General features: G+C 72.0%; 20 protein-coding genes and 15 tRNA genes. 8 read left to right on the forward strand and 27 right to left on the reverse strand.

Annotated elements, in window-relative coordinates; genetic code table 11:
* The first annotated feature begins 64 nt into the window (after positions 1-64).
* The 4 genes from ACQP2Y_RS37590 (at position 65) to ACQP2Y_RS37605 (ending at position 2,116) form a co-directional block, all read left to right on the forward strand.
* A complete protein-coding gene (locus tag ACQP2Y_RS37590) occupies positions 65-493 on the forward strand; it encodes a DUF6069 family protein (RefSeq protein WP_433721008.1) in 429 nt (142 codons plus the stop codon).
* 65 nt (positions 494-558) lie between these two features.
* On the forward strand, positions 559-756 hold the full coding sequence (locus tag ACQP2Y_RS37595) for a hypothetical protein (RefSeq protein ID WP_433721010.1): 198 nt from the start codon (positions 559-561) through the stop codon (positions 754-756).
* Entirely contained in the window at positions 753-914 is a 162-nt protein-coding gene (locus ACQP2Y_RS37600) for a YciI family protein (RefSeq protein WP_433721012.1), read from the forward strand. Before ACQP2Y_RS37595 ends, ACQP2Y_RS37600 begins: the two co-directional genes overlap by 4 nt.
* 17 nt (positions 915-931) lie before the next feature.
* Positions 932-2,116: an RNA polymerase sigma factor gene (locus ACQP2Y_RS37605; protein ID WP_433721013.1), complete on the forward strand. Its 1,185-nt coding sequence runs from the start codon at positions 932-934 to the stop codon at positions 2,114-2,116.
* Here ACQP2Y_RS37605 and ACQP2Y_RS37610 read toward each other — a convergent pair.
* Positions 2,113-5,388: a TIR domain-containing protein gene (locus ACQP2Y_RS37610; RefSeq protein WP_433721015.1), complete on the reverse strand. Its 3,276-nt coding sequence runs from the start codon at positions 5,386-5,388 to the stop codon at positions 2,113-2,115. The two genes, ACQP2Y_RS37605 and ACQP2Y_RS37610, sit on opposite strands and share 4 nt — an antisense overlap.
* Positions 5,389-5,492: 104 nt before the next feature.
* On the opposite strand from ACQP2Y_RS37610, the gene ACQP2Y_RS37615 reads away from it, so the two are divergent.
* A complete protein-coding gene (locus ACQP2Y_RS37615; protein WP_433721017.1) occupies positions 5,493-5,993 on the forward strand; it encodes a hypothetical protein in 501 nt (166 codons plus the stop codon).
* Here ACQP2Y_RS37615 and ACQP2Y_RS37620 read toward each other — a convergent pair whose 3' ends face one another.
* Positions 5,994-9,017, reverse strand: coding sequence for a BTAD domain-containing putative transcriptional regulator (locus ACQP2Y_RS37620; RefSeq protein ID WP_433721019.1), 3,024 nt, complete (start codon positions 9,015-9,017; stop codon positions 5,994-5,996).
* A gap of 405 nt (positions 9,018-9,422) precedes the next feature.
* Between ACQP2Y_RS37620 and ACQP2Y_RS37625 the strand changes: the two genes are divergently transcribed.
* Together ACQP2Y_RS37625 and ACQP2Y_RS37630 are read left to right on the forward strand one after the other, a co-directional pair.
* Complete coding sequence (locus tag ACQP2Y_RS37625) at positions 9,423-11,849, forward strand: immune inhibitor A domain-containing protein (protein ID WP_433721021.1); 2,427 nt, start codon at positions 9,423-9,425, stop codon at positions 11,847-11,849.
* 100 nt (positions 11,850-11,949) lie between these two features.
* Positions 11,950-12,435, forward strand: coding sequence for a permease-like cell division protein FtsX (locus ACQP2Y_RS37630; RefSeq protein WP_433721023.1), 486 nt, complete (start codon positions 11,950-11,952; stop codon positions 12,433-12,435).
* Positions 12,436-12,448: 13 nt separating this feature from the next.
* On the opposite strand, the gene ACQP2Y_RS37635 is transcribed toward ACQP2Y_RS37630, so the two are convergent.
* The 18 genes from ACQP2Y_RS37635 to ACQP2Y_RS37720 all read right to left on the reverse strand — a co-directional run bounded on the left by ACQP2Y_RS37635 (position 12,449) and on the right by ACQP2Y_RS37720 (position 16,926).
* The gene (locus ACQP2Y_RS37635; RefSeq protein ID WP_433721025.1) at positions 12,449-13,612 is read right to left on the reverse strand and encodes an MFS transporter; all 1,164 of its coding nucleotides are present in this window, start codon (positions 13,610-13,612) and stop codon (positions 12,449-12,451) included.
* 28 nt (positions 13,613-13,640) lie between these two features.
* Positions 13,641-13,714: transfer RNA gene (locus ACQP2Y_RS37640), tRNA-Cys, on the reverse strand.
* Between the two features lie 5 nt (positions 13,715-13,719).
* Positions 13,720-13,792 (reverse strand) — tRNA-Arg (locus ACQP2Y_RS37645).
* A gap of 14 nt (positions 13,793-13,806) precedes the next feature.
* Positions 13,807-13,881: transfer RNA gene (locus ACQP2Y_RS37650), tRNA-His, on the reverse strand.
* Between the two features lie 21 nt (positions 13,882-13,902).
* Positions 13,903-13,974: transfer RNA gene (locus ACQP2Y_RS37655), tRNA-Val, on the reverse strand.
* Between the two features lie 105 nt (positions 13,975-14,079).
* A complete protein-coding gene (locus ACQP2Y_RS37660; protein WP_433721027.1) occupies positions 14,080-14,397 on the reverse strand; it encodes an ASCH domain-containing protein in 318 nt (105 codons plus the stop codon).
* Positions 14,398-14,419: 22 nt separating this feature from the next.
* Positions 14,420-14,496: transfer RNA gene (locus ACQP2Y_RS37665), tRNA-Asn, on the reverse strand.
* 5 nt (positions 14,497-14,501) lie between these two features.
* Positions 14,502-14,576: transfer RNA gene (locus ACQP2Y_RS37670), tRNA-Glu, on the reverse strand.
* A gap of 10 nt (positions 14,577-14,586) precedes the next feature.
* Positions 14,587-14,659: transfer RNA gene (locus tag ACQP2Y_RS37675), tRNA-Val, on the reverse strand.
* Positions 14,660-14,778: 119 nt separating this feature from the next.
* Positions 14,779-14,871 (reverse strand) — tRNA-Ser (locus ACQP2Y_RS37680).
* Positions 14,872-14,903: 32 nt separating this feature from the next.
* Positions 14,904-14,976, reverse strand: a tRNA-Ala gene (locus ACQP2Y_RS37685).
* 9 nt (positions 14,977-14,985) lie between these two features.
* Positions 14,986-15,058, reverse strand: a tRNA-Thr gene (locus ACQP2Y_RS37690).
* 10 nt (positions 15,059-15,068) lie between these two features.
* A tRNA-Leu gene (locus ACQP2Y_RS37695) sits at positions 15,069-15,141 on the reverse strand.
* A 5-nt stretch (positions 15,142-15,146) separates the two neighbouring features.
* Positions 15,147-15,220 (reverse strand) — tRNA-Gln (locus ACQP2Y_RS37700).
* Between the two features lie 71 nt (positions 15,221-15,291).
* Positions 15,292-15,363: transfer RNA gene (locus tag ACQP2Y_RS37705), tRNA-Gly, on the reverse strand.
* A gap of 127 nt (positions 15,364-15,490) precedes the next feature.
* Positions 15,491-15,563: transfer RNA gene (locus ACQP2Y_RS37710), tRNA-Gly, on the reverse strand.
* 140 nt (positions 15,564-15,703) lie between these two features.
* A tRNA-Trp gene (locus ACQP2Y_RS37715) sits at positions 15,704-15,776 on the reverse strand.
* Between the two features lie 280 nt (positions 15,777-16,056).
* On the reverse strand, positions 16,057-16,926 hold the full coding sequence (locus ACQP2Y_RS37720) for an isocitrate lyase/phosphoenolpyruvate mutase family protein (RefSeq protein WP_433721029.1): 870 nt from the start codon (positions 16,924-16,926) through the stop codon (positions 16,057-16,059).
* A gap of 89 nt (positions 16,927-17,015) precedes the next feature.
* Between ACQP2Y_RS37720 and ACQP2Y_RS37725 the strand changes: the two genes are divergently transcribed.
* The gene (locus ACQP2Y_RS37725; protein WP_433721030.1) at positions 17,016-18,059 is read left to right on the forward strand and encodes a zinc-dependent alcohol dehydrogenase; all 1,044 of its coding nucleotides are present in this window, start codon (positions 17,016-17,018) and stop codon (positions 18,057-18,059) included.
* On the opposite strand, the gene ACQP2Y_RS37730 is transcribed toward ACQP2Y_RS37725, so the two are convergent.
* From ACQP2Y_RS37730 to ACQP2Y_RS37760, 7 genes are all read right to left on the reverse strand, one after another.
* Positions 18,005-19,003 (reverse strand): hypothetical protein, encoded by a 999-nt coding sequence (locus tag ACQP2Y_RS37730; RefSeq protein ID WP_433721031.1) that lies wholly within the window; start codon positions 19,001-19,003, stop codon positions 18,005-18,007. The genes ACQP2Y_RS37725 and ACQP2Y_RS37730 overlap by 55 nt on opposite strands.
* A gap of 107 nt (positions 19,004-19,110) precedes the next feature.
* Positions 19,111-19,620 carry an SRPBCC family protein gene (locus ACQP2Y_RS37735; protein ID WP_433721032.1) on the reverse strand — a complete coding sequence of 170 codons (510 nt, stop codon included), beginning with the start codon at positions 19,618-19,620 and terminating at the stop codon, positions 19,111-19,113.
* On the reverse strand, positions 19,617-19,979 hold the full coding sequence (locus ACQP2Y_RS37740) for a metalloregulator ArsR/SmtB family transcription factor (RefSeq protein WP_433721033.1): 363 nt from the start codon (positions 19,977-19,979) through the stop codon (positions 19,617-19,619). Before ACQP2Y_RS37740 ends, ACQP2Y_RS37735 begins: the two co-directional genes overlap by 4 nt.
* Before the next feature lie 44 nt (positions 19,980-20,023).
* Positions 20,024-21,007 carry a hypothetical protein gene (locus ACQP2Y_RS37745; RefSeq protein ID WP_433721035.1) on the reverse strand — a complete coding sequence of 328 codons (984 nt, stop codon included), beginning with the start codon at positions 21,005-21,007 and terminating at the stop codon, positions 20,024-20,026.
* A gap of 21 nt (positions 21,008-21,028) precedes the next feature.
* Positions 21,029-23,746: a hypothetical protein gene (locus ACQP2Y_RS37750; RefSeq protein WP_433721037.1), complete on the reverse strand. Its 2,718-nt coding sequence runs from the start codon at positions 23,744-23,746 to the stop codon at positions 21,029-21,031.
* A gap of 73 nt (positions 23,747-23,819) precedes the next feature.
* Positions 23,820-24,302: an N-acetyltransferase family protein gene (locus tag ACQP2Y_RS37755; RefSeq protein ID WP_433721038.1), complete on the reverse strand. Its 483-nt coding sequence runs from the start codon at positions 24,300-24,302 to the stop codon at positions 23,820-23,822.
* A gap of 13 nt (positions 24,303-24,315) precedes the next feature.
* The gene (locus ACQP2Y_RS37760; RefSeq protein WP_433721040.1) at positions 24,316-25,131 is read right to left on the reverse strand and encodes a helix-turn-helix domain-containing protein; all 816 of its coding nucleotides are present in this window, start codon (positions 25,129-25,131) and stop codon (positions 24,316-24,318) included.
* Positions 25,132-25,207: the final 76 nt, after the last annotated feature.

A 25,207-nucleotide genomic window follows, 5' to 3' on the forward strand; every position in this document is an offset into this window, starting at 1 on the left:
CCTTTTCGTAGCCCTGGTGAGAGGCCGGCACGGAGCCGGCCGCGCGGACCGCCCGGAGGGCATCATGACCACCACCGCCACCACCCCCGCCACCACGACGACCCGTACCGCCGGCTCCGGCATCGCCGCCCTGCTCGGGTTCGGGGTCGCCGCCACCGCGGCCGCGAGTGCCGCCACCATGATCGTCGCCGCTGCCGGTCACGCGGCCGGGGTCAGCCTCGACGTGGCCGGCGCGCCGATCCCGGTCTCCGGTTTCGGCGTGCTGACGACCGTGTTCTCGCTGGTCGGCGTGATCCTGGCCGCGGTGCTGGCGCGTACGGCCCGGCACCCGCGGCGGGCCTTCGTCCGTACGACCGTCGTGCTGACCGTTCTCTCGCTGGTCCCGGACGTGATCGTGGACGCCGCGCCCGGCACCAAGGCGCTGCTCATGTTCACCCACCTGGTCGCCGCCGCGATCGTCATCCCGGTCATCGCGCGGCGTCTGCCGGCCTGATCCGGCGACACGCACCCCGAACTTCTGTCACCATTCCAGCTGTCTATTCACCGGAGGAAAGAATCATGAAGCAGTACATGCTCGCCGTACACATGGTCGAGGGCGCGCCGACCCCGTCGGCGGAGGAGATGCAGCAGGCCTACTCCCAGGTCGACAAGGTCAACAAGGAGTTGCAGGCCGCCGGGGCGTGGGTCTTCGGCGGGGTCTTCTCCCGGCCGACAGCGCGACCGTCGTGCGGGCCGAGAGCAGCGGCACCACCATGACCGACGGCCCGTTCGCCGAGACGAAGGAGCAGCTCGGCGGGTTCTGGGTGCTGCGCTGCCAGGACCTCGACGAGGCGCTGAGCTGGGCCGCCAAGTGTTCCGCGGCCTGCATGGGCCCGGTCGAGGTGCGGCCGTTCGAAGACGAGCCCGAGAGCTGAACGGGCGGCCCGCCGGCATGGACATCGACGGCGTCTACCGGGCGGAGTACGGCCGCTGCGTGGCGACGCTCGTGCGCCTCCTCGGCGACATCAGCCTCGCCGAGGAGGCCGTCCAGGACGCGTTCGCGGTGGCCCTGGAGAAGTGGGACACCCTGCCGCCGAACCCGGGCGCCTGGATCGTGACCACCGCCCGCAACCGGGCCATCGACCGGCTCCGCCGGGAATCCACCCGCGAGGCGCGGCACGCCCAGGCGCTGCTGCTGCACCAGCCGGACGAACCCCAGGAGGTGGGACCGGTGCAGGACGACCAGCTACGACTCATCTTCACCTGCTGCCACCCGGCGCTCGCCCCCGACGCGCGGACCGCCCTGACCCTGCGCCTGCTCGGCGGACTCGAGGTGCCGGAGATCGCCCGGGCGTACCTGATGCCGGAGGCGACCATCGCCCAGCGCATCGTGCGCGCCAAGAAGAAGATCCGCGACACCGGCATCCCGTACCGGGTGCCGGGCGCCGAGGAGCTCCCGGACCGGCTGCCGCCGGTGCTGACCGTGCTCTACCTGATGTTCAACGAGGGGTATGCGGCCACCAGCGGGTCGCTGATCAGGACCGACCTGTGCGCCGAGGCGATCCGGCTGGCGCGCGAGCTGGCCGCGTTGATGCCGGACGAGCCCGAGGTCGTCGGCCTGCTGGCCCTGCTGCTGCTCACCGAGGCGCGCCGGCCGGCCCGTACCGGTCCCGCGGGTGAGCTGGTACTGCTGCCGGACCAGGACCGGTCACTGTGGAACCGGGCGTTGATCGCCGAGGGACATGACCTGGTCCGCCGGTGCCTGCGGCGCAACCGGCCGGGCCCGTACCAGATCCAGGCGGCGATCAACGCCGTGCACACCGACGGCCCGGCCACCGACTGGCAGCAGGTCCTGGCGCTCTACGACCAGCTGCAGGCGCTGGCGCCGACCCCCGTGGTCGCGCTGAACCGGGCGGTCGCGGTCGCCGAGGTGCACGGGCCGGGGCTGGCGCTGGCCGCGCTGGAGCACCTCCAGCTGCCCGGCTACCACCTGCTGCCCGCGACCCGCGCCGACCTGCTGGTCCGGCTCGGCCGGGTGCGGGAGGCCGCGGCCGCCTACGACGAGGCGATCGCGCTGGCCGGCAACGAGACCGAGCGGGCCTTCCTCCAGGACCGGCGGGCCGGCCTCACCCCTTAGCCGGCACAGGTACGGCGGTAGGCCAGCTCGGGAATGTGCCGGGCCCACTCGCTCCTGCTGAGGCCGCGGCCCGTGATCGCACAGGCATATCCCGCCGGGTCGTTACGCAGGCTGTTCAGCTTCGCGTAGCTCCACAGCGTGACGGTCACGGTGTCGCGGGACTGCCCGGTGACCGCCAGCGTCTGCCCGTCGCGCCGGAACGTCACTTCGCGCGCCTCGCCGGCGAGGCCGGACGGGATCGTGGCGACCCGGATCGACTCGGCCGGCTTCGCGGTGTCCCACAGGATCACCGTGTTGTCCCGGCCGCCGGTCGCCATGGTGCGCCCGTCATGGCTGAAGGCCACCGACTCGACCCCCCGGTCGTGACCGCCCAGAGTGGTGAGCCGGAGCGGACGGGCGCGATCGGTGACGTCCCACAGGATCGTTCTGGAGTCGAAGCCGGCGCTCGCCAGGGTCCGCCCGTCCGGGGTGAACGCCAGCGACTCCACGAAATCGGTGTGGCCGGTGAGCGCGGCCAGCCGGACGGGACGGCTGCGGTCGGCCACGTTCCACAGTGTCAACGTGCGGTCCTCGCCGCCGACGGCCAGCGTCCGCCCGTCCGGGCTGAACGCCGACGCCGTCCCGAAGCTGCCGCCGCCCAGCGTGGCCCGCAGGACCGGACGCTTCCGGTCGGTCAGATCCCACAGCATCATTGCGGTGTCGTCCGCGACGACGGCGAGGGTACGCCCGTCGGGGCTGAACGCCATCGCGTTCGTCCCCAGCACGTACTCCGGCAACACGGTGAGTGTCACCGACCGGGCCGGCCGGGCCACGTCGGAGACCGTCAGCCGGCCGTCCTTCGATCCGACCGCCGCCACCGTGCGGCCGTCCGCGCTGAACGCGACCGACCGGACGGCTCCGCTGTGGACGGTGACGTCGGCACCCGGGACGGGACGGGCCGGGTCGGTCACCTTCCACGTCCTCGCCCGGCCGTCGGAGCCGGCGGCGAGCAGGGTACGGCCGTCCGGGCCGAAGACGGTGGCCCGGTTCGAGCCGCCCGCGACGGCGAGCGCGGCCAGCCGGTCCGGGGCGGACCGGGGCCGCACGTTCCACATGGTCGCGTTCCCCGAGGTGTCGGCGGTGACGAGCGTCCCGGCGCCCGGGCCGAAGGCCAGCGTCCGGATCCCGGCGTTGGCCTGCATGCTGGTAACCACCGTACGGCCGTCCCACACAGTGACCGTCCCGTCCTCGTCACCGGTGGCCAACATCCGCCCGTCCGGGCTGAGGGTGATCGCGCTGATGGTCCCGCCGAGGCTGGGGAACCAGTCGTACGGCCCCCAGTCCGGCTCGTCGGGCGGCATGTCCGGGGGCTGCGGATCGTCGTCCATGGCCCGGATCCCGGTCCGGGCCTCGTCCCTGCGCGCCTCGATGTCGTAGTAGGCGACCGTGCCGTCGTAGCCGCCGACGATCAGCTTCTGCGAGTCCGGGGTGAAGACCATCGGGGACCCGCCGAAGCCGACGACCCCGCGCAGCGCGACCGGATCCAGCGGATCGGTCATGTCGTAGACCGGGACGAACCGGCCCTTGTCCACGATCAGAGTGCGCCCGTCCGGGCTGAACGTGAGGTCCTCCACCGGATACGGCACGAAGCCGTCCAGCTGGGTGATCAGCACCGGCTCGGCCCGGTCGCTGGTGTCCCACAAGGTGGTGATCCCGGACCGGTCCCCCGTCACGAAGGTCCTGCCGTCCGCGCTGTACGCCAGCGAGCGGACGGTGCCGTCGTTCGGCAGCGTGACCAGCCGGACGGGACGCGACCGGACAGCCACGTCCCACAGCACCGCCTTGTCCTGCGCGCCGACCACAGCCAGGGTCCTGCCGTCCGGGCTGAACAGCAGGGACCCGCCCTTCGCGGCCGGCTCACGCAGCGTGGCGATCGCCGACGGGTTCCGCCGGTCCGACACGTCCCACAACGTCACCCGGCCGTCGCTGCCGAGGGCGGCCAGGACGCCGTCCTTCGCGTACGCGGTCCAGGCCGCGTTCTTGATCGAACCGGCGTAGTTCGTCGACGTGATCACGCCGGCGAGCTCCTTGTGACTCTCGGCGTCGGGCAGCAGCTTGTGGGCGGCCGCGCCGAGCATCAGGGCCGTCTTCGGGTCGTCGACGATCGACGCCTTGGCCCGGATCATCAGTCGCCGGCTGACCGCGATCCGCTGCTGCTCGTCCGCCTTGGCCTGCTGCCGGTCGGCCTCCGCGGCCGCTTCCCGGGCGAGCCGCCGCTGCTCTTCCGCGATCTTCGCGAGCCGCTGCGCCTCTTTCTCCAACTGCCGGGCCCGCTCGGCCGCCTCCTTCGCCAGGCGCTGCTGCTCGCGCGTCCGGGTCGCCGCCCGGTCGGCGAGCCGCTGCTGCCGCCGGGCTTCCGCCGCCGCCGCGTCCGCGAGCTTCTGCTGCTCCTGCGCCAGCCGTTCGGCTTCCTCCGCCGCGGCGGTCGCGTCAGTCGCCCGGGTCCGCTGCTGCTGGGCCAGATCCTGCTGCTGCTTGGCCAGCTCCTGCTGCCGCAGCGCCTCCTGCGCGGACCGCTCGGCACTGCCGCGCTGCACTTCGGCCACCTGCTGCTGGCGCAGTGCCTCGGCCGCCGCGGCCCGCGCCCGTTCCGCGTTGCGCACCGCTGACATGCCGGTCACCGTGGCCAGCATCGTCAGCAGCACCAGCGTCGCCACCGCGCCCGAGCGCAGCCGCCGGGCCCGGCGGTGCTGCCGGACGTCCTCGCCTTCCAGCTCGTCCTTGCTGACTCCGTGCATCGGGGCCGCGAGCTGCGCGATCGCGTCGCGGAAGCGGGAATGCTGGAGGCTGAGGTGCTCGCTGCCGCGCGCCCAGCGCAGGTCGAGGAACAACGGCTCCTCGTCGAACACGCCGCGCAGCGCCGCGGGCACCGCCGTGGAGTCCTCGGTGAAGTCGTGCCGCTCGGAGTCCCACTCCCATTCGCCGTCGGTCACCACGGGCAGAATGCGGTCCGCCGTCTTGGTGGCGATCCAGTGCTCGATCTCCCGGTTCACCCACAGCGATCCGGCGGCCTCCGGCGAGGCGAGCAGCACGAAGTACTCCGAGCCGTCCAGCGCGGTCTGGATGGACGACCACAGTGCCGGGGTCACCGACAGGCCGGTCTGGTCCCGGAAGATCCACAGGGCGCGCCGGCGGTGCCAGGGCTTCGCCAACCGGTGCAGACCACGCTGCACGGCGGGCGCGAGACGCCCGTCCGCGGCATGGCTGTACGAAATGAACCCATTGAAGGTCATGACACGATCCCCCGGCAGTCGGCACGTCCAGCGACGACAGATTGTCCATGCCGGCGTCCCCCGGGAAAAGGCGGGAGACCGTATCGTCATGGTGCTTCTACAGGTTGACGAGCCTTCGTACGGGGGTCGGGGTGCGGTTCGGTGTCACCGGTCATCAGATTCTCCCGCCGGAGATCGTCGACTGCGCGAAGGACCACTGGCGCCGGGTCCTCCCGGCCGGCGCCCAGCTGTACGGGTTGTCGAACCTCGCCGACGGCGCCGACCAGCTGTTCGCCGCACACGTGCTGGCGGCCGGCGGCACCCTCGAGGTGATCCTGCCGTGCGAGGGCTACGGCTGCTCGCTGAGCGGGGCCGACAGCCGGGCCCGGTTCACCGAGCTCAGGCGGGCGGCGGCGACGGTCACTACGATGCCCTTTCCGGAGCCCAGCGAGCAGGCGTATCTCGCCGCCGGTCAGGCCCTGGTGGATCGCTGCGACCATCTCTTCGCGGTGTGGGACGGCCGGCCGGCCCGCGGCCTCGGCGGCACAGCGGACATCGTCACGTATGCCCGGACCCGCGGATGCCCGGTCACGGTGCTGTGGGTCGACGGCGTGCTCCGGGTCTGACTACCGGCCGGGAGTCGCCGTCGGCACTTCGAGGCGCGGCGCGGCGGGCACGGCCAGCTCGGCGAAGAGGCCGCGGGCGAGCTCGCGGTGCGGTCCGCCGGTGACGTCGGTGGCGGCGAGGCCGTCGTGCGCGCGGGCCTGCTCGAACCGGTCGCCGATCTCCCGCGCCAGCAGCAGCGCCTGGTCGTGCTGGCTCCGCGCCTCCTGGTCGTCACCGGCGGCGCGCAGCACCTGACCGAGGTCGTTGAGCGCTTCGGCCTCACTGGCCCGGTCCCCGATCCGGCGGTGCAACAGCAGAGCCTGCCGCAGCTGACCGGCCGCCTCGGTGAGCCGCCCGACCCGGGCGTACACGGCGGCGAGGTCGGTGAGGACGTACGCCTCCGCGGTGCGGTCGCCGGCCTGCCGGACCGCGGCGAGGCTCTGTTCCAGGTGGATGCCGGCCCGTTCGAGGTCGGCGGGCTGCTGGGTGAGCCGCGCGAGCAGGGAGAGCACGTACGCCTCGCTGAACCGGTCGCCCAGTCGCGCGAAGAGCTCCAACCCCGACCGGAGGCGTCCGGTCGCCTGGGTCTCGTCGCCGAGCCGGGCGTCGACCAGGCCCAGCCGCACCGAGGCGTCGGCCTGCCCGGCCTCGTCGCCCAGCTCGCGGTAGTGCGACCAGGCCCGCCGGTAGTGCTCCGCGGCCTGCCGGTAGTCGCCCAGTCGCCAGTGGACGCTGCCCAGGTTGCGCAGCGCCACCGCTTCGGCGGCGCGTTCACCCAGGTCGGCGTAGAGCAGCAGGGCCTGCCGGTAGGTCTCGGCCGCCTCGTCGAGCCGGCCCTGCCGCCGGTGCAAGCGGCCCAGATCGGACAGCGCCCGGGCCTGGGCCTCGCGGTCGCCGAGGGACCGGGCCGCGGACACGGCAGCGGCGGTCACGGTGACCGCTTCGGCGACCGGGCCGCCGGCGTCGAGATAGCGGAACATGGTCGCCGCGATGGTGACGGCGTGCCTGTACCAGCCGTGCGCGGCACCGTACGTGCAGGCGGCGGCCAGGTTGGGCCGTTCCGCCTCGATCCAGCTCCGGGCCGCGTCCGGGTCGCCGCCGGTCGCGGGGTCGTCCGGGTGGAGCGCGTTCATCGCCGCGGCGGAACCGGCCAGGTAGTGGTCGAAAACCCGGGTCAGGGCGGCCTTGCGCGCCGGCGCGGGGTCGTGCCCGGTCGCCAGTTCCGCGGCGTACGCCCGCAGCAGGTCGTGCATGCCGTACCGCCCGCCCCGCCCGATGTACACCAGGCTGGCCCGGACCAGCACGCCGAGCAGCCGCCGGGCCTCCCCCAGGTCTGTGCCGGTCAGCGCGGCCACCGCCGCGACGTGCACGGTGTCGCCCGGATGCAGGCCCAGCAGCCGGAACACCCGGGCCGCGTCGGCGGGCAGATTCTGGTACGACCACGAGAACACGGCACGGACCGCGGCGCGCGGATCGCCGCCCGCGTCCAGCAGGTCCAGCCGCAGCTGATGGTCGCCCAGCTCGGCGACCAGCTCGGCCAGCGAGACGTCGCTGCGCGCCGCGGCCAGCTCGGCGGCGATCCGCAGCGCCAGCGGCAACCGGGCGCAGGCCGCGGCCAGGCCGGCGGCGACGCACGGCTCCTGGTCCACCCGGGCACCGATCAGCCGGCGCAGCAGGCCCACCGCGTCGGCCAGGGGAAGCAGATCCAGGTTGACCCGCTCGGCGCCGTGGACCGCCACCATGCCCGGCAGCGAGTCCCGGCTGGTGATCAGCACCAGGCACGAGCCGGTGCCGGGCAGCAGCGGCCGGATCTGCTCCACCGACGAGGCGTTGTCGAGCAGCACCAGCATCCGGCGGCCGGTCAGCTCGGACCGGTAGCGGCCGGCGCGCTCGTCGGTGCCCAATGGCATCTCCGGACCGCGTACGCCCAGCGCGGTCAGGAAACCGGCCAGTGCGTCGGCGACTGCCACGGGCTGCTCGGCGTCGTAACCGCGCAGGTTCACGTACAGCTGGCCGTCGGGGAACGCCTCCCGCACGCGGTGCGCCCACCGTACGGCCAGGGCGGACTTCCCCACCCCGGCCGTGCCGGAGAGCAGCGCGACCGTCAGCGGCGGCTCGTCGCCCTCGGGCGGCGCCAGCAGGCGGTCCAGCGCGGCCAGTTCACCGGTACGGCCGGTGAAAGCGCGCACGTCCGCGGGCAGCTGAGCCGGCACCGTCGCGGGCGCGGCCATCTGAACAGCCGCACCCGGGGTGTCGGCGGCCGGGGCAGCCAGGGTCGGGTCGGCGGCGAGGATGCGCTCGTGCAGCCGGCGCAGCCCGGCGCCGGGATCGCTGCCGAGCTCGTCGGCGAGGCGGCGCCGGATCAGCCGGTACTGCTCGTCGGCGTCCGCCTGGCGGCCACACCTGTACAGAGCCAGCATCGACTGCTCGGTGAGCCGTTCGTCCAGCGGATGCTCGGCGACGGCGGCCGCCAGGGCGGGCAGCAGCTCACCGTGCCGGCCCAGCCGGAGCAGCACGTCGTTGCGGTCGAGCTCGGCGGCGAACCGTTCACCGAGCAGCAGCCGCCGCATCGCGTTCAGCCATGGGGTGTCCAGGCCGGCGAAGGGCTCACCGCGCCACAGGCCGAGGGCCTGCTCGATCAGCTCGGTGGCCGACCGGTCGGATTCGGCCGCCCGGGCCTGCGTGACGAGCCGGCGGAAAAGGTGCAGATCCACCGCCTGCGGATCGACCGTCAGCACGTATCCGCCGGCCCTGCGCTCGATCGCCACTTCTGCGGCGTCGGCGACGACCCGCCGCAACCGGGACAGATAGCTGTAGAGCGCGCCGGTGGCCCGTTGCGGGGCGTCGGCGCCCCACACCCGGTCGATCAGCTGGTCGACCGTGACCGGCCGGCCGGCCTCGACGAGCAGCACGCCCAGCACAGAACGCTGCCGAGCATGCCCGAGCTCGACAGGCCGGCCGCCGACCCGGGCCTCCACGGCGCCGAGCACCCCGAACTCCGCCGCCAACCGACTCAGCACACCCTTCGCCTGAACGCTTCCCACCAGGGGATTCAAGAAATCTACAAGGAACCTGACCAGTCTCCCATGCTTCGCACAAGGTCCGCCGACGACCATTGGATCCGTTGCAGGGAACAGGTCGCCCTCGCCCGGTTACGCAGCGCGTACGGGGGAATCGGGACGTTGAGGTGAGACCAAGAGCGACGGGCGACCTGCCCTGCGACAAAAGCCGAGCTGACCGTGTGTGTACCGGTATAGCCGACGAGTCGCTTGTTGCTCTTGCCGAGCGGCGTCGCGCAGCCGACCCGGCCGAGGTCTTCCCTTCTGAACTCGTCGATGTCTACGTTCCTTCACAGGCCTTGTACAGGTCCACATTCGATCCGGCCCGTCCTGCCTGATCGGCGGGGGCGGCATGACGATCGCGGAGGTTCGTCCGTGCGAAAAGCCTTGGTGGGATTATTGAGCCTGAGCCTGGCGTCCGGAGTGGGCGTTTCGCTCAGTCCGGCGGCGGTGGCGGCTCCGCCAGCCGATACAGCGGCGGCAGCGCCGTCGAAGAACGATCCGGGCGTGGCCAGCGACGAGCTGGTCAGCCCGCTGGAGAAGAAGCGGCGCACGCTGCGGGACAAGGCGGTCAGTGACGTCCTGTCCGGCCGCGCGAAGCTGGAGAAGCGCAACGGCAGCACCGTCGTCAAGGTCGGCCAGGCCGCCGGCGGTGGCGCCTTCGGCGGCGAGGCGCGCAACCGCCGCGGTGCCAAGGACAACCGCGACCAGTACGTCGAGCTGGCCCGCGAGCAGACCGACCGGATCTTCGTCATCCTCGCCGAGTTCGGTGACGAACGTGACCCGCGCTTCCCGGACAAGGACACCGACCCGACCACGCCCGGGCCGCAGCGCTTCGACGGTCCGGTGCACAACCAGATCCCCGAGCCGAACCGGGCTGTCGACAACTCGACCGTCTGGCAGGCCGACTACAACCGCGACCACTACCAGAACCTGTACTTCGGTCAGGGCCGCAACGTCGAGTCGGTCAAGACGTACTACCAGACGCAGTCCTCGGGCCGGTACAGCGTGGAGGGCACGGTCACCGACTGGGTCAAGGTCAAGTACAACGAGGCCCGGTACGGCCGCTCCGGCGACGACCCGACCGACGCCAACGGCGACGACCCGAACGTCTGCTCCAGCAACGTCTGCAACACCTCCTACGACCTGGTCCGGGACGCCGCCAACCAGTGGGTCGCCGACCAGGAGGCCCGCGGGCGCACCAAGGCCCAGATCGCCGCGGAGCTCAAGACCTTCGACCAGTGGGACCGGTACGACTTCGACGCCGACGGCAACTTCAACGAGCCGGACGGCTACCTCGACCACTTCCAGATCGTGCACGCCGGCGGGGACGAGGCCGACGGTGACCCGTACCAGGCCGAGGACGCCATCTGGAGTCACCGTGCTTTCGCGTACGGCGACGACGAAGGTGACCGCGGCCCGGCCGGCAACCTGCTGGGCGGCACCGAGATCGCCGACACCGGCCTGTGGATCGGCGACTACACGATGCAGCCGGAGAACGGCGGCCTCAGCGTCTTCGTCCACGAGTACGGCCACGACCTGGGCCTGCCCGACGACTACAACGTGCTCACCGGCGGCACCAACAACAACGAGTACTGGACGCTGATGGCGCAGAGCCGCCTCAACGCCGAGGGGGAGCCGCTGGGCACCCGCCCGGGCGACCTCGGCGCGTGGAACAAGCTCCAGCTCGGCTGGCTCGACTACGAGACGGTGGTGGCGAAGCAGAAGCGCACCCTGACCCTCGGGCCACAGGAGTACAACAGCAACAAGGCGCAGGCGGCCGTCGTGGTGCTGCCGAAGAAACGGGTGACCACCGAGTTCGGCCCGCCGTTCTCCGGCTCCCGGCAGTACTTCTCCGGCAACGCCGACGACCTGCGCAACTCGATGACCCGGCAGTTCGACCTGACCGGCGCGACCGATCCGGCCTTGTCGTTCAAGGCCCGCTACAACATCGAGGAAGGCTTCGACTACCTGTACGTCCGGGCGTCGCTCGACGGTCAGCGCTGGACGGCCCTCGACGGCACGGCCAACGGGCAGCCGTTCGGACGGGACGGGGCCAACCCGCCACGACCGGCGATCGACGGCAGCACCGACAACCAGTGGGTGGACGTGAACGTGCCGCTGGACGCGTACGCGGGCCAGAACGTCTACCTGCAGCTCTACTACCGCACCGACGGCGGCTTCTCGGCCGGTGGTTTCTTCGCCGACAACATCCAGGTCACCGACGGTGGCACGGTGCTGTTCAGCGACGACGCCGAGGGCACCACGCCGTGGACGCTGAAGGGCTTCAGCACCGTGGGCACCAGCTCCACCGGCGACTACGACAACTTCTACATCGCCGGGCACCGGACGTACGTCTCCTACGACCGCTATCTCAAGACCGGCCCGTACAACTTCGGCTTCCTCAACACGAAGCCGGACTGGGTCGAGCACTACTCGTACCAGCAGGGGGTGCTGATCTCCTACTGGGACCGGTCGCAGGTGGACAACGACACCAACTGGCATCCGGGTCAGGGCCGCAACCTCTACATCGACGCCCACCCACGGCCGCAGTACCGGCTCGACGGCCTGCCGTGGAGCGCGCGCATCCAGGTCTACGACGCGCCGTTCGGGCTCCGCAAGGCCGACTCGTTCACGCTGCACATCAACGGCCAGCCGTCGTACCTGCGGGGGCAGGCGGCGCAGCCGCTGTTCGACGACACCAAGAAGTACTTCTACGAGGAACTGCCCAACCACGGGGTCAAGCTCCCCGCGGTGGGCGTGAAGATCCGCGTCCTGGAGGAGAACGGCACCTCAGCCAAGATCCGCATCTCGTGATCCGCTGAAGCGTCACACGGTGCCCGGGAGCCTCGGCTCCCGGGCACCGTCGCGTCCGGACCAGCGTCGATCCTTGCGGGCCGCACTAGCATTACTCACCGTGCGCATTTTGAAGATCGTTGTTGTCCTTCTGCTGGCGGTGGGCGGGTCCGCCGGGTGCGGCCTGTTCAGCGATGACGCGGGGCCGTCACGGGACGAGCAGCTCCAGAAGATCCTGGACGAGAACGCGTCCTTCTCGGTGATCCTCAAGAACGAGGCGACCCCGGCGCAGCGTGCGGACGTCGAGACGGCGCTGCGGGCCCTCCCCGGCTTCACCGGCCTCACGTTCACCGACAAGCAGGCCGCGTACGAGAAGATGCACAAGATGTTCTCGGCCGATCCGTCCGACGTGGCGGGCATCAGCCCGGAGAACCTGCCGGAGAGCTTCGAGGTGCGGATGACCGACATCGCCGCGGTCCGCAAGCTCCGCGACGACGAGCGCCCGGTGAAGAGCCTGTCCGGCGTCGACCAGCTCGTCTTCACCTGCCTGACCGTGGCCGAGTGCAAGGACAAGTACTCCCCCAAGCCGACCGCGCCGCCGTCCTGACCGCGGCGCCGTCCTAACCGCTTTGCCGGCGGACCAGGACCGCGGCGACGACCAGCAGAGCACCGCACGCGGTCAGGGCCACGAGCATCCCGGTCCGGCCGGCGACGAGGGCGATCGCGAGCCCGCAGATGATCTTTCCCGCGTACTCGGCCTGGGCGAGCAGCGAATGCACCGTGGCCCGGACCGCACCGGCGGTCCGGGCGTTGACCCGGAGGGTGCCGAAGGTCCGGGTCAGCGGCAACGCACCCGCAGCCAGCAGTACGGCGAAACTGCCACTGAACGCGTCCGGGGCGAACGCCAGGCCGACAACGCCGACCGCCGCGACCCCGCAGGCCAGCACATAGGGGTGCGCACCGCCCAGCCCGGCCTGCACGAAGCTCAGGGCGACAACCCCCGCGAGACACATCAGCACGCCCAGCCCGGTGAACCAGAGAACTGGATCAACGGCCGGCGCGAGCGCAACCAGCCGCAACGGATAAAGCCGCCCGAAGGCGTCGGCCACGCCGCTGACCAGAAACGTCGCGGCGAACACAGCGATCAGCACCGGGCTGGTGCGGACCAGCGCTGACCCGCGTACCAGAATCGACCAGGCCGCCGACCACCGCCTCGCCGGCACCGGAACAAAACGCCGCTCGGGAAAAGCGGCAACGTAGAGGCCGAGGAGCGACATGGCTGCGCCGGCGAGCACCATCGCCGTGGTCCGCCCGGCGAGCCAGGCCAGCCCGCCGACGCCCGCCAGCCCGGCGACTGTCCCGGTCAGCTGGGCCTGCTCGGCCCGGATCAGCACCACCGGGACGCGGGCCGGATCATCAAGCTCGTCGCTGATCCACGCCACGTCCGCACCGCTGGCGAAGGTCCACGACAGCCCCCACAGCATCTGCGTCGCCAGCAATGACAGGAAGTCGCCGACCAGCGCGGTGGCGAGCATGGCGGCCCCCATGAGCACGTGCGAGACCACCAGCGACCACTTACGGCTGAGAGTGTCGGCGACGACGCCGGCGGGAACCTCGAACACCAACGCCACCACGGCCTGGGCGACGCCGATGAACACCAGCTGGGACGCGCCGAGCTGCGCGTCGACGACGAGGTAAACGCTGGTCACCAGCCACCAGCCGCGGTGCAACACGGCCCGGCACCACGTCCACCGCACGTACACGGTGCCCAGGTCAGCAGTCACGGATCCCTCTCCACAGCGGATGACAGGCTGGAGGCCGAAGCCGGATTCGAACCGGCGTATCCCGTTTTGCAGACGGGTCCCTGACCACTCGGGCATCCGACCGTGCGCGCCCCCGGCTGGGATCGAACCAGCGGCCCCCGGATTCGGAATCCGGTGCTCTGTCCGCTGAGCTACGAGGGCAGACGAAACGTGAGGGTGACTGGCCGGGTTCGAACCGGCGACCTCCGGGCCCACGACCCGGCGCTCTGGACCAGCTGAGCTACAGCCACAACTGCGGCCTGTTCGGCCAGTGCCCGCACCAGGGATCGAACCTGGGACATCCGCCCTGTAAAGGCGGCGCTCTCCCGCTGAGCTATACGGGCGGGACGGCTCTGACCGAACGAGCAGCCCCCGGATTCGCAAGGCGCTGCTCTGTCCGCCGAGCTACGAGGGCAGACCCATACGAACTTTGATGCTCGCCGCCGACGTCAGTCGTCGTTCACCTCGAAGCGGACGATCACAATCTCGTCGCTCGGTTGCAGCTCGGGGTAGTAGTCGCGCAGGCCGGGCAGGACGTCGGAGGCGCCGGCGAAGCCATCCTTCTGCGCCTCGTCGTCGGTGACGGTGCCGACCGGCTTGGCCACGGTGGACGTGATGTGTCCCGGCAGGGATACCTCGTCGTCGAATTCGAAGACCAACAGCGCTGGCCCGACCTGCACCGGATCATTGAATCGCATCGTCATCCGCTTGCTTCCGTCACGGACGGCGGGAAAATGGCTGGCACGGAACCGCAAGCGTTGGACCATGACGTGATTGTCCGGGGTTAGATGGCTCCGGCGGAAGGACTCGAACCTTCACCTGTACGCATTAACAGTGCGCTGCCCTGCCGATTGGGCGACGCCGGATCGTGCAGCGCGGACGGGATTCGAACCCGCACATGTCCCGGGTGAAAGCCGGGCGACTCTTCCGTTTCGTCCACCGCGCCAAGAGATGCGTGCCCCGGGCCGGGTTCGAACCAGCGACCTCCGCCTTGTCGAGGCGGCGCTCTCCCCGCTGAGCTACCGGGACGGGGACTGCACTCGCGGAGACGGGGCGAGTCGAACGCCCACGGGTTTTACCCCCAACGGTTTTCGGGACCGCGGCCGGCGCCCATCGGCTGGCGTCTCCAGGTTTTGAGCAAATGTGCGCGGAGAGCGAGGGATTCGAACCCTCGGCAGGGGCTGGTGCCCCTGCGGCGGATTAGCACTCCGCTGCCTTCAACCGGACTCGGCCAGCTCTCCCATGACCACCGGCCCGCGGTGGCCTTCTTGCGTGGACCCGGCCGGAGTCGAACCGGCCACCTCCCGCTTGCGACACGGGCGCTCTACCAGATGAGCTACGAGCCCAGGGTTCCGAGCCAGCGGCGGGACTCGAACCCGCTACCTCCCGATTACGAAACGGGTGCACGACCTGTCGTGCTCCACTGGCCTGCCTTGCGTGCCCTCGGCGCGATTCGAACGCGCACTGGCGACGTCCTCAACGTCGGGCCTCTGCCGTTGGGCTACGAGGGCGTGAGCTGCGGGCGGAGGATTCGAACCTCCAACCTCCCGGTTCAGAGCCGGGCGTGCTGCCGGATTGCACCAGCCCGCAGAGGGCCGGCGGGGTCGCGGCCCCGCCGGCCGGTCGCCGCGCCGGAAAGCGCGCGACCCAGGGTGTTCCGGAGCGGCTGCCGGGGCTCGAACCCGGGACCTCGACGTTGGCAACGTCGCGCTCTACCACTGAGCTACAACCGCGTGGGGTGCCGGGAGGGACGGCGGAGATCCGCGTTGGCCGGGTAGCTACTCCCTGCCGGCGAGCCACCGCGGGATGCGACCCGAGGTAGCCGGCGCGCGGGCTTCCGCCGTCCCTTTCCCGGCTCCGAGCGGCCCGCGGGCATCGAACCCGCTGCTCCGGTTTGGAAGACCGGCGCGTCCGCCGAGTTCACCAGGACCGCACAGAGTTGGTGCCGTCGCCCGTCCGGGGGTCGAACCCGGTCCTGGAGGATCGAGAGGGCCTCACGGGCGTTCCTTGTTTCTGTCATCCGCTGTGGAGTTTTCAAGCGCCGTTGCCGCCGGCCGGGCCGGGGCGGGGAAGCACGGGCGGCAGGAGTCGAACCCGCAACGCACGGTTTTGGAGGCCGTTGCTCTACCGATTGAGCTACACCCGTAGGGATACGAAAAAGCCGCCCGACCCGGCAGGGTGGGCGGCGGCTGTGCCGAGGAGCGCTAGTCGCGCCGCCTGCCCGATTCCTGGTTGCCGTGGCTGCTTTCACTGACCGCACTGAGCCGCCCGGTCAGGGCGACGGCAGCCTCGCGGCACGGCGTGAGCCGGTGCGCGGTGTTCGAGGGCTGCCACAACATCTCGGTCTCCTGACCATCTCGGTGCTTTTCGGTGGTGATCCATACGGTAGGCCCGCCCCCGCCGGGCGGACAACCGATTAACCGGCCTCAGGTGTCGATCTTGTCGATGCCCGGGGTGACGGCCGCCGGCCGGTCACTCACCGTGGCCCGCGTGGCCGGGCGGTTGCTCCCCGTGGCCCGCGCGGCCGGCCGCTCGCTCACCGTGGCCAGCGCCGCCAGCGGCATCCGGTCCACATCCCCGGCGTCCCCCTCGTCGGCGATCGTGCGGTAGGTCAGCGACGCCGCCCGCAGTGCCGCGAGCACGGCAGCGAGCGGGTGCAGCACCAGCCGCACCCCCGACCCGGCCAGCTCCGCGCCGGTCAAGCGCCCGCGGCCACTCGCGGTCTCGGATCGGTTCACAGCCAGCGGTACGGCGGGAAGCGCAGCTCGCAATCGACCGAGATCGTCCGCCTCGGAGATGTCCTCCGGCAGTACCGCGTCCGCCCCCGCGCCCGCGTACGCCCGGCACCGTTCGATCGTGTCGGCGAGCCCGCGGCCGCGTACCCGGGCCACCAGCACGATGCCGGGCACCTGCGCGACCAGCGCTGCGATCCGGTCGGCCGACCGGCCGGCGTCCTTGCCGTCGTCGAGGATGAGCCCGCTGATCCCGGCTCGCTGGTAGGAGAGCGCGGTCCACACCGCGTCGTCGCGGCTGTCGTAGCCGATGTCCGCGTCGGCCAGCAGCGGCACGCCTTCGAGGGCCGGGATCAGGGTCGTGGCGCGGTCGGCGATCTGCGTCGCCGGGGTGTAGCCGAGGTCCGGCCGGCCCAGCATGGTGGCCGCGATCGCCTGGCCGGACAGGTGCGCGGCCCGGTGCCCGGCCCGGACGGCGAGGGCGGCGCTGGCCGGATCCCAGACGCCCGGTACGTGCGTGAGGTGGTCGGCGGCGAGCAGCGCGCGCAGGTCGGCGGCGGTCATGGGCGGGGCACCGCGGCGTCGTTCATGTCGCTGATCATGACGGGTTCATCGGCAACTCGCGATCCCCGGAACGGTGTTAGCGTCGATCCGTGACCGAGCTGAGCATGCGTGTGGCCCGACTGCATGGCGCCGGGGACGTCCGGTTGCACTCCGAGGACCGTCCCGCGCCGGGGAGCGCCGACGCGCGGTTCGTCGAGGTGACCTCGGTCGGGGTCTGCGGCTCCGACCTGCACTGGTTCACCGAGGGCGGGATCGGCGACGCGGTGCTGGCCCGGCCGCTGGTGCTCGGCCACGAGATGGCGGGCGTGATCCGTGGCGGACCGGACGACGGCCGGCGGGTCGCGATCGATCCGGCGATCCCGTGCGGCATCTGCGAGCCCTGCCGGGAGGGGTACGGCAATTTGTGCCCCACCGTCGTCTTCGCCGGGCACGGTTCCTGCGACGGCGGCCTGCGGCAGTTCATGACCTGGCCGGCCGACCGCCTGCACCCGCTGCCGGACAGCCTCTCCGACGACGACGGTGCCCTGCTGGAGCCGCTGGGTGTCGCGCTGCACGCCCTCGACCTCGCGCATCTGCGGATGGCGTCGACCGTGGCGGTCGTCGGCTGCGGACCGATCGGCCTGCTGCTGGTGCAGCTGGCTCGCCGGCACGGCGCCACCCGGGTGCTCGCCGCCGAGCCGTTGCCGCACCGGATGGCCGTCGCCACGTCGTTCGGCGCGGAGCCGGCCGAGGGGGCCGGTGTCGCGGACGTGGTCTTCGAGGTCTCCGGGTCCGACGCGGCCGTGGACGCCGCGCTGCGGCTCGCCAGGCCCGGCGCCCGGGTCGTGCTGGTCGGCATTCCCGACGGCGACCGCACCTCGTTCAGCGCGGGGCTGGCCCGCCGCAAGGGGCTGACGCTGGTCATGGCCCGCCGGATGGGCGAGGTCTACCCGCGGGCGATCGACCTGGCCGCGCGGGGCCTCGTCGACCTGGCGCCGATCGTCTCGGACGTGTTCCCGCTGAGCGCGGTCACCACGGCCCTGAGCACCGCTGCCGCCCGTACCGGATTGAAGGTTTTGATCCATCCGAACGCCGCCGGTCAGAATGCCGCCGAGCTGACCGAGGTCACCGGGTCGGCGGCGACCACGTCGTAGCGGTTCTTGGCGGCCGGCCAGCCGTCCGGGGTCAGCGCGCCGCCGGCCTTGACCTTGCGGGGTTTCCTGCCCTCGACGGTGGCGGTCTTGGCGCCGCCGCGCAGGCGGAGCCGGACCGGGGTGCCAGCCTTGGTGCGCACGACCAGCTCGCCGACCGGGCCGCTGACCGAGATGGCTACGGTGCCCTTCGGCTCGGGCAGTTGCAGGACGAGCTGGGTGGTGCCGCCGACGATCTCGATGCCTGCCACGATGCCCGCGCGCAGGTCGATGGTCTGCTCGGCCGAGCCGCCGGCCAGCTTCAGGGTCCACGCCACCTTGGTGTTGAGCTGGAGCTCGGCACCGACCGTCCCGGGCTCGGTGGTCGGGGTCAGTTCGAGTCGCGAGCCCTGCTTGCTCTCGGTCAGGCTCGGCACCGCGCTGCGGTCCGTCGTCGCGATGTCGAACAGGTTCTCGCCGAGGTCCGCGCCGCGGACGCGCAACACGGCCGAGGCCCCGGCCACCTCGAGGCGCCGCGCCCGCACCGAGCCGAGCGGCGTGGTGATCCGATGGGCGGCGTCCGGCCACGGCTGCTCAAGAGTGCTCGGCACCGGCCCGGACGGTGTGGGCACGCCCGGTGGGAGCGCCTCGACCTGGGCGCCGGCCGCGGGCCGGTAGACCGGGTCGAACGCGGCCGTCTGCCCGAGCACGACCCCGATGGTCAGCGCCACGATCGCCACGGTGAAGACCCACAGCCGCCAGGGCCGGCGCGGCCGTTCCTGATAGACGATCACCGCCCGCGCGACCACCATCGGCGGCGGCATCCGGGGCGGCGAGGCGGTGACCAGCGGCAGGACCTGCGTCGGCTCGGTCACGGCGGCACGCGGTTCGAACCAGTCCCGGGCGTCGTCGGGCGCGTCCGGGGTCGGTCCGGACCGCGGCGGCTCCTTGCCATGTCTGCCGTTCACCGTGGCGCCTCCGCTCGCCGGATCCCTGCATCCGGCCCTGACAGTGATACGGATCTCAGGCCGTTTCGGATCGACGACTGTCAGCGCGGCTCAGGAAAGATCAGCGGTCAGGCCGGCTCGGTGGGGGTCAGCAGGCCCTCGTAGTACGGCTTCATGGCCGGGTAGTAGTCGTCGAAGCTCGGGGTGGGCAGGCCGTCCCGGGCCGCCACCAGCAGGTCGAGGTAGTACTCCCAGCCGGGACCCATCTCGCCGGTCTCGGCGACGGTGTCCAGGCGATGCACGAGCCGCAGCTCGGTCCGGCCCTCGCTGTGCGACAGCAGCAGCTCGATCTGCCGGTTGCTGGACTGCTCGGTCATCGACACAGCCAGCCGGCGCGGCGGCTCGCAGGCGTCGATCCGGACGTCGAACCAGGGCGCCCCCTCCTCGAAGGCCATCTGCACCTTGATCGTGTTGCCGGGGGCGGCGTCGCCCGTCCAGGCGCCGAACCAGCGGGCGGTGCGGTCGGACTCGGTCACGCTGGCCCACACGTCCTCGATCGGGGCCCGGAACGTCCGGCTGACCACAAGATCGCCGCCGTCGGCGGTGGGAAAGAGCCGGCCGGTAGGTGAGCTGATCATGCCGTGTTCTCCTGTCGTTGGTCCGTCGGGCCGCCTCGGCGGCGCTCGCGACGGGTGCGGTAGACCTCGGTCTCCAGGGCGTCGAAGCGGCGCTCCCAGCCGGCGGCCGCGGTGAACTGATCGAGCCACTCGATCAGCCCGGCGAGCCGCGACGGGTCGAGCTCGTAGAGCCGCCGGCGGCCGACGAGCGTGTCGCGGACCAGCCCGCTCTCCCGCAGCACCCGTAGGTGCCGGCTCACGGCGGGCCGGCTGATGGCGAACCGGTCGGCGATCTCCCCCGCGGGCAGACTCCGCTCCCGCAACATCACCAGAATGTCGCGGCGCACCGGATCGGCGATCGCCGCCGCCACCTCGTCCACCGCGGAAGCGTAACGAGTGTGTTACGCGTTTGGCAAGGACGAGCTCACGTGAATGTGGGCCCCTGATAGCCCGAACTCGGCATGGTGAGGTTCGCGCTGAACCCTGGCCACCGGCCCTCCGGCGCGCCTCCCGACGACCTCGGCGGCGCGGGCTCCGGCAACGCGGCGAGCTCGTCGAGGCGGCCCTGCTCGTCCAGCAGCTGCCGGAGCTCCACCAGCGCCTCCGGAACGCGGCGCTCGTCCCACACCCGCCGCGCCTCGTCCTCCAGCCGGCTGTCCAGCTCGCGCTCGCGCAGGAACTCCTTGACCTCACGGAAGCTCGGGCGGCTGCCGTCCGGGCCTACCCGCATCAGCTCAACCGCCTCGTCGAGCCGGCCGGTGTCGGCCAGCTGCCGGGCCAGCCGCCCATGGAACCCGGTCACCCGGGCATCGACCAGCCGGCGCCAGACCTCCGGGTCCGGCATCCCGACAGCGTCCAGGAGCAGCGCCAGACTCTGGAGTACCCCGGGGTCGCCGGTCCGCCGAGCATCCTGGGCCTGCCCCAGCAGCCCGGGACCGTCCAGGCCCGGCCACGGCTTGAACAGCGGACTCTCCTCCGGCAGACCCCGGAGAACGCTCTTGCGCAGACCCGACACGTCGGCCGGGATCCCGTGCTCGGGCAGGACCGTGAGCAGCAGCTGGTACGCCTCCGGATCAGCACGCTCGGCCCACGCCCGGAGGATCGAGATCTGCTCCGCGTGGTCGCCGGCCGCCCCGCACTTGGCCGCCAGCTCCAGGTACGTCTCCCGATCGGCGGCGAGGCCGGTGGTTATCGCGTACCGGAGACCCATCCGGGTCCACGGCAGCGGCACCAGCATCGACGGGAACAGGCAGACCACAGTAATCAGCAAGGCGGCCAGGAACGCCCAGGAGAGCCGTTCATGCAGCAGCACCCAGGACGCGACGAAGATCGCAGCCAGCAGCGCCAGCCGCATCGTCCACGCGTACCGCACCGCTTGCTTCATCCGTTGCCGATACAGCGGCGTCATTCGCCCAGTGTGCCTTGGTCTTCACACCTTCACAGCGCCCCGGCGGGTGTGGGGCTGCGCACGGTGGCCGACCGGCACTGCGCCGTCGAGCAGATCCTGCAGGAGGACCTCGTACGCCGGGTCGGACAGGTATCCACTGTGTCCCCGGGCTGCCAGCCGGGGCACGTCCGGTGAGTCCACGATGGTGGCGGGGTCCCGGAGGCGCACGTCCGCGCCGACCGTCCAGTAGCGCGGTTCCGGGCAGCCGGCGGAGGGATCCGGGCATGGCTGCGGGCAGCCGCAGCGTACGACCGGCTGGTGCTCGGCGCAGTCCGGCCCGCAGCCCATCGTGCGCCACTCGGTCAGGTCCGGACCGAACTTCTCCCGCGCCTTCGAGACCTGCCAGGAGAGCACCGGGCCGCCCAGCGGGTCGGTCCACCGGAAGGCGTTGAGCCAGCGCTGCCGCAGCCCTCCGGTGCCGACCTCGTGGAGCTGCGCGAAGCCCAGGTAGGACGGAAAGAACCGGGCATAGAGGAACTGCAACTGCGAGCCGTACGTGATCATGTGCAGCCGCCCGGCAGTGATCCGCGACCGGGCGAAGTTCAGGTCGTCCGCCTCGCCGCCCTGGCTGGACCGGCCGGCCGCCTGGTTCAGGATGACCGCGCAGGCGGCGAACGTGATCACGCTGCCCTGGCTGTGTCCGGAGAGGACAACGTGGTCGGCCCGCTCGCCGCGCGGCACCCCGCGGTCGGCCCACTGCGCGGCGCGTCCGGCCACCGCGAGGACGGCCCGGCCGCCGTACGGCGGCGGGCACAGCGGATGGCCCACCCGCGGCCAGAACGACAGCAGATCCCAGATCACCCCGACCGTGGTACGCAGCCCCGGCCGTCGCCACGTGCCCAGTCCGAGCACCACCAACCCGGTCGCCCCGAACGAGACGACCACGACCCCGAGCTGTCCGAGCGGGCCGGTCGCGTTGCCCATCAGCACCCGCGGCGGCTCGTCGTACGCGGCCAGCAGCCAGGCGCAGGCCCCCGCCGAGACGATGACCGCGAACCCACCCAGCGTGGCGAGCAGGCCGATGACGTGGTGGTAGCGGTAGCGGATCATCGCGATCCGCCAGCGGCCGGCCACCCGCGCCTGGGCTCGGATCAGACTCTCGTTGCTGGTGTAGTCCTGGCAGAGCAGGCGCCGGAAACTGTCGCGGCCGGTGAAGAACACCACGCAGGCGACCGCGAGCACCAGCACGAGACCCGCGATGAGCCACTCCGCCTGCCGGGACAGCACGTCGGCGCCGGGGTGGGCGAGCACTGCCCAGGCCGCCGTACCCAATGCGGCCAGCAACGCCGGCACCAGCAGCCACCAGGTCCGCCGGCGCAGCAGCCAGGCGGCCAGCGGCAGCAACGCCACCGTGAGCGCCACGGCGAGCGCGCCCCAGACCGCCGCCATGATCCAGTAGACAGCCGCGATCTCGATCTGCTGCGGCTGGGTCTTCGCGCCGTCGACCACAGGCTCCCCCAGCGCCCGGGCCGTCCAGAACACCGCGGCCGCGCTCATGCCCATCCCGGCCGTCGCACCGAGCGCCGCGCCGAGCCAGCCGCCCATCCCGAAGTAGAACGGCCGGAACGACACCGGAATCGCCGGCCGCTCGCCCCCGCCGAGCCGCAACTCGCTCCCCCCGGCCCCGTACGCCAGCAGCGCACAGACCCCGAGCAGCACCAGCAGCACGGCACCGAGCAGCGCGAACACGCCGTTGGCGACCGCCGAGAAGGTCGCGCCCACACCCTGCGGCGCCGCCGGCGTCACGTGGTCCAGCCCGATCGCAGCCAGTGCGACAGCGGCGAGCGCGGCTCCCGCCGTGGACCACCGCGTCGCCCGCATCCCCGTGCGCAGGGCCACCGGGTCACGGCCGTCCGGGACAGCCTCCTTCTCGTCCGGCGTCGGATTGCGGATCACCAGCCAGACTCCGCTGACCAGTCCGGCGGCCAGAACCGCGCCCACGATCCCGCAAGCCGCCGTGAAGACCGGGCTCTCGCCGGCCCAGTCGCCCGGGCGGCCGAGCATGGCCAGCGCCAGCAGACCGGCGGTGGCGCAGCCGGTCCACACGTGCGCGGCCCGCTGCCACGAGGTCTGCGCGGAAGCGCCGCGCCAGAAACCCGGATCGCCGAGGTCGCCGTTGCTGCCGGGACGCTGCGAGCGCGCGATGCCCGGCGGGTCGTGCGGGAACGACAACCGGTCGAACTGCCAGAAGACCAGCAGGACCACGCCCGGCAGCACGGCGCCGACCAGCTCGCGGACGCCCGGGGAGCGGCCGGCGTACCAGTCGAGCAGCCAGAAGCCGCCGGAGCAGGCGCCCGGGCCGCACTGCCGGGCCAGCACGTTCCAGCCCAGATAGCACGTGGTCACCACGATGGTCACGGTCAGCACCAGGCCCAGCAGCCGGATCACGCCGTCGGCCGCCCGGTCCCGGGTGCGCCGCCGCTCGGGCATCAACAGCGCGAACCGGGCCACGTTCACCAGCGCGAACGGCACCAGCAGCAGCCACAGCGCCCGCGACGGCGACCCCGCGGTGTACCGGCCCCAGTGATAGCCCTCGATCACCCGGCCGGACGGATGGGTGGCGGTGCGGCGGAAGATGCGCCCGGCGTCGTCACCGGCGACCTGGCGGGGCCACGGGTCGTCGAGGACAGACTCGATCGGCGTACCGCTGACGCCGTGCACCCGGATCTCGACGACCCTGCCGTGCGGTTGCGGGACCATGCCCGTCCTCCTGCCGCGAACCCGAGCCCTTCACTATCCGTCAATCTGCGGGAACGGCAGTCAGGTAACGGACTCAGGCAGATTCGTAACGGTGGCAGGAGACCGCGATCGACCCGGTCGCGGTCTGCGCGGCGTACTCGATCGGCCCGGCGTCGGTCCAGCCCATGCGTTCGTAGAAGGCCCGGGCCCGCGCGTTGCCGGTCGCCACGGCGAGCCAGGCGCGGCCGAAGCCGTTGGCGGAGACCAGTTCCTGACCGCGGCGCAGCAGGGCGTCCGCCACGCCCCGGCCACGGGCCTCGGCCGCCACGTACAGCTGCTCGACCTCGTCGTCGTGAGCCATCACGAAGCCGACCACCCGGTCGTCGATCGTGGCCACCACGGTGCCGGCGAGGCGGTCGGGAACCCGGCGGCGGAAGTCGTCGAGGTGCCGGTGCTGCGCCAGTTCCTCGGGCACATGACCGAGGTGGCCGTCCGGCCAGCCGGCATGCCACACTGCGGCAACGGCGGCGATGTCATCCGGGCCGGCCGCCCGCAGCGTGAACTCTGTCGTGGTCATGTCAACCTCTCCGTCAGGCCGCCAGCCGGCGCAGCGCCTCCTGCGAGGACGAGCCCGGCTCGGTCGTGAAGGTGACGAGCCACTGGTCCGGCTCCCCGGTCGCCTTCATGACGTCGACGGCGATCTCGATGTCACCCACCACCGGATGCCGCAGCCGGCAGGTGACGTCGGCCCAGTCCGCCACCTCGTGCGCGGCCCAGAGCCGGCGGAAGTCAGCGCTCGACGAGTGCAACGACTCGACGACGCCGGCCAGTGCCCGGTCGCGGGGATAACGGCCCAGATTCAAGCGAAGGTACGCGACGTGCCGGCGAGCCAGCAGTTCCCACCCCGGGTCGAGCAGCATGGACCGGAGAGGCCCGTCGAGAAAGACCAGCTGCGGCCAGCTGCCCCGATCGGACGCCGGCTCGCCGAGCAGCCGTGCGGCCGTACCGTTGCGGGCCAGGATGTTTCCGTGCCGGCCGTGCACGAACGCGGGCGTGTGGGTCATCCCGTCGATCAGGCACATCAGGTCGACGCGTACCTCGGGGTCGGCCGGCCCGGGCTCGACCCGCGGCGGGTGCACAAGATTGGTCAGGTGCTCCCGCTCGTCCCGGCTCAACCGCATCGCACCGGCAACCGCATCGAGCACCTCGGCCGACACGCTGCGGCCGTGCCCCTGCTCCAGCCGGGTGTAGTGGGTGACGCTCACCCCGGCCAGCTGGGCCAGCTCCTCGCGACGCAGCCCCGGCACGCGCCGCCGCTCGCCGTAACGCGGCACACCGACGGTCTCCGGCTGCAGCCGGGCGCGGCGCGACATCAGAAAGCCGGTCAACTCCGCACGGGTGTCCACCGCGCCAGGGTAGCCATCCGGTGGGTACCCAACCCAGGACTCTGGCTGCGCCGTGGCCGAGGTCGCAGGCTGACCG

The organism is Actinoplanes sp. CA-051413 (assembly GCF_050955795.1).
In the GTDB taxonomy this organism is placed as follows: domain Bacteria; phylum Actinomycetota; class Actinomycetes; order Mycobacteriales; family Micromonosporaceae; genus Actinoplanes.

Bases quoted from the DNA above. Each gene is read 5' to 3' on its own strand.
- ACQP2Y_RS37590 (WP_433721008.1), top strand. From the start codon at position 65: ATGACCACCACCGCCACCACCCCCGCCACCACGACGACCCGTACCGCC.
- ACQP2Y_RS37595 (WP_433721010.1), top strand. From the start codon at position 559: ATGAAGCAGTACATGCTCGCCGTACACATGGTCGAGGGCGCGCCGACC.
- ACQP2Y_RS37600 (WP_433721012.1), top strand. From the start codon at position 753: ATGACCGACGGCCCGTTCGCCGAGACGAAGGAGCAGCTCGGCGGGTTC.
- ACQP2Y_RS37605 (WP_433721013.1), top strand. From the start codon at position 932: ATGGACATCGACGGCGTCTACCGGGCGGAGTACGGCCGCTGCGTGGCG.
- ACQP2Y_RS37610 (WP_433721015.1), bottom strand. From the start codon at position 5,388: ATGACCTTCAATGGGTTCATTTCGTACAGCCATGCCGCGGACGGGCGT.
- ACQP2Y_RS37660 (WP_433721027.1), bottom strand. From the start codon at position 14,397: ATGGTCCAACGCTTGCGGTTCCGTGCCAGCCATTTTCCCGCCGTCCGT.
- ACQP2Y_RS37720 (WP_433721029.1), bottom strand. From the start codon at position 16,926: ATGACCGCCGCCGACCTGCGCGCGCTGCTCGCCGCCGACCACCTCACG.
- ACQP2Y_RS37735 (WP_433721032.1), bottom strand. From the start codon at position 19,620: ATGATCAGCTCACCTACCGGCCGGCTCTTTCCCACCGCCGACGGCGGC.
- ACQP2Y_RS37745 (WP_433721035.1), bottom strand. From the start codon at position 21,007: ATGACGCCGCTGTATCGGCAACGGATGAAGCAAGCGGTGCGGTACGCG.
- ACQP2Y_RS37750 (WP_433721037.1), bottom strand. From the start codon at position 23,746: ATGGTCCCGCAACCGCACGGCAGGGTCGTCGAGATCCGGGTGCACGGC.
- ACQP2Y_RS37755 (WP_433721038.1), bottom strand. From the start codon at position 24,302: ATGACCACGACAGAGTTCACGCTGCGGGCGGCCGGCCCGGATGACATC.